This window comes from Gottfriedia acidiceleris (assembly GCF_002128425.1).
Lineage (GTDB): Bacteria > Bacillota > Bacilli > Bacillales > Bacillaceae_G > Gottfriedia > Gottfriedia acidiceleris.
The window spans coordinates 1-2,525 of sequence record NZ_NESS01000033.1; the positions used below are offsets into that span (position 1 = coordinate 1).

Annotated in this window: 1 protein-coding gene and 3 tRNA genes; 1 reads left to right on the plus strand and 3 read right to left on the minus strand. The window is 33.1% G+C overall.

The annotated features are described in order from the left end of the window. Positions 1–121: 121 nt before the first annotated feature. The 3 genes from B6K90_RS23180 to B6K90_RS23190 form a co-directional block, all read right to left on the minus strand. A tRNA-Gly gene (locus tag B6K90_RS23180) sits at positions 122–195 on the minus strand. Positions 196–200: 5 nt separating this feature from the next. Further along, positions 201–277, minus strand: a tRNA-Pro gene (locus B6K90_RS23185). Between the two features lie 5 nt (positions 278–282). Beyond that, positions 283–359: transfer RNA gene (locus B6K90_RS23190), tRNA-Arg, on the minus strand. A gap of 576 nt (positions 360–935) precedes the next feature. Between B6K90_RS23190 and cls the strand changes: the two genes are divergently transcribed. Next, positions 936–2,378, plus strand: a complete 1,443-nt coding sequence (gene cls / locus B6K90_RS23195) for a cardiolipin synthase (protein WP_088015049.1) — start codon at positions 936–938, stop codon at positions 2,376–2,378. Positions 2,379–2,525 lie beyond the last annotated feature (147 nt).

Sequence of the window (2,525 nt, forward strand, 5' to 3'; positions counted from 1 at the left end):
CCAGCGTTCGTCCTGAGCCAGGATCAAACTCTCCATAAAAGTTAAGTTTAAATCTTGTATTGCTCAAAAAACTAATAATTGACGTTTACTTCATGTTTTGTTTAGTTTTCAAAGTTCATAATGGAGCGGGTGATGGGAATCGAACCCACGACCGAAGCTTGGAAGGCTTCTATTTTACCATTAAACTACACCCGCGAAAATGGTCGGGAAGACAGGATTTGAACCTGCGACCCCCTGGTCCCAAACCAGGTGCTCTACCAAGCTGAGCCACTTCCCGTAATATGGCGCGCCCGAAAGGACTCGAACCCATAACCTTTTGATCCGTAGTCAAACGCTCTATCCAATTGAGCTACGGGCGCATATTGTAAAGTGTGTCGTCTTCGTTAGCGACTTTTACAGTTTATAACATCTAACTGTTTATGTCAACATTTTTTTAAAAGTTTTTTTAACTTTAAAAGCTTACTACGATAAGCTTTCGTTGACTTCGTTAACTTGTCTGACGTGACTTAAACTATATTAAAGCATCGAGCAATTAATGTCAACACTTTTAAATAAAAAAAACATGAGTAATCCACTTTTTATCTACTGATCGTATTTACCTGTACTTATTGGGCCTTTTTTAGTTATTAATGTAGCTTTAATCAGTGCATATTTACCGTTTCTGACATAATACTTTGCAACATTAAATGAATTACTATAGTACTATTTAAAAACAGACTCCAATAAAAGTAGTTCCTCTTCCCTTTATATACATCGTGAAGTTTAAGTTTCCGTTTTTTGATTGACTAGAATTGGTATAAATAATACTTCTTAATTTTAGAGTAAGTATGAGGTGTATTAGAATACTTTGTTCAATTAAATAAAAAATATTATTAATGAGCATAAAAAAGATATTAAACTAAAATAAGATAATCGAACTAATAGGAAGGTGAAAAATGGATATTAATTTTCTTACAATCCTCCTTATCATTAATATACTTCTAGCAGGAGTACTAGTATTTATTGAGAAAAGAGATGTTGCAGCTACATGGGCGTGGCTAATGATCTTACTTTTTATACCTATAGTAGGGTTTCTGCTATATTTATTTTTAGGTAGGCAGCTAAAACAAAAGAATTTCTATCATCTATCTACTAAAGAAAGAACTTATCTTCAATTGGCAGTTACCGACCAAGCTAATAAAATTCATAATGATCAAAGTTTTCGTCAAGATAAGCTACTTTCAAAGCATTCACATTTAATTATGATGAATTTAAAGTCTGCTAACGCTTTATTAACGACAGATAATGAGATCCAAACGTTTAGAGACGGACACGAAAAATTTAATTCTCTATTCAAAGACATACAACTTGCCCAAAAAGAGATTAATATTCAGTACTATATCATCCAGCGTGATTCGTTAGGAAAAAAGCTTAGAGATGAACTCACAAAAAAAGCAGAAGAAGGTGTAAAAGTACGAGTCCTTTACGATGACATCGGATCCAAAAGAATTACCCCCTCTTTTTTCAAAGAACTTGTTAAACATGGTGGAGAGGTAAAAGCTTTCTTCCCTTCATTTTTAAGACTCATCAATTTTCGATTAAATAATAGGAATCACAGAAAACTGTGTATTATTGATGGAAGTATTGCTTACATAGGTGGGTTCAATATTGGAAATGAATATCTTGGTATTGATCAGAAATTTGGTTATTGGAGAGACACTCATTTTCGTATAAAAGGAGAATCAGTAAACCAAATTCAGGGTAGATTTATTTTAGACTGGCAACAAGCTACTAATCAACCTGTACATAATATAGAGGAATTCTCATTTAATAATGAAAAAAATATCGGAAGTACCCCCATCCAAATAGTTGCAAGTGGACCAAATTCAGAAACAGAGCACTTAAAAAACATGTACGTTAAGTTAATTATGTCTGCCAAAAAAAGTGTTTACATTCAAACACCGTATTTTATTCCAGATGCAAGCATTATGGATGCGTGCAAAATCGCAATTTTATCCGGCATCGATGTAAGAATAATGATTCCAAGTAAACCTGACCACCCATTCGTGTATTGGGCATCTCTATCATACGCTGGAGAACTTTTATCGTATGGCGCAAAAATACTACTTTACGAAAACGGTTTTTTACATGCTAAAACAATCGTTGTTGATCATGAAGTAGCTTCAGTTGGAACTACAAACATTGATACACGTAGTTTTAAATTAAATTTTGAAATAAACGCAATTACCTACTCAGAAGAAAAAGCTTCTGAGCTACAAAACCTTTTTTTACTTGATAGTAATAATAGTAGTGAACTTACATTTGAAAAATATCAAGAGCGACCAGTCATAATCAAGTTAAAAGAAGCTATCTCGCGCCTTTTATCTCCAATATTGTAAATAAAAAAACATTACTTGAAGGTAATGTTTTTTTCACGCTGTTGAAAAAAGACTTCGTCAAGTATATGCCACGAATTTTTCGTGGCATTTTTGTTTTAGTTGTTCATTTAGTCTGTTTTTTGGTAAATTAAATGAAGACCTATTTCC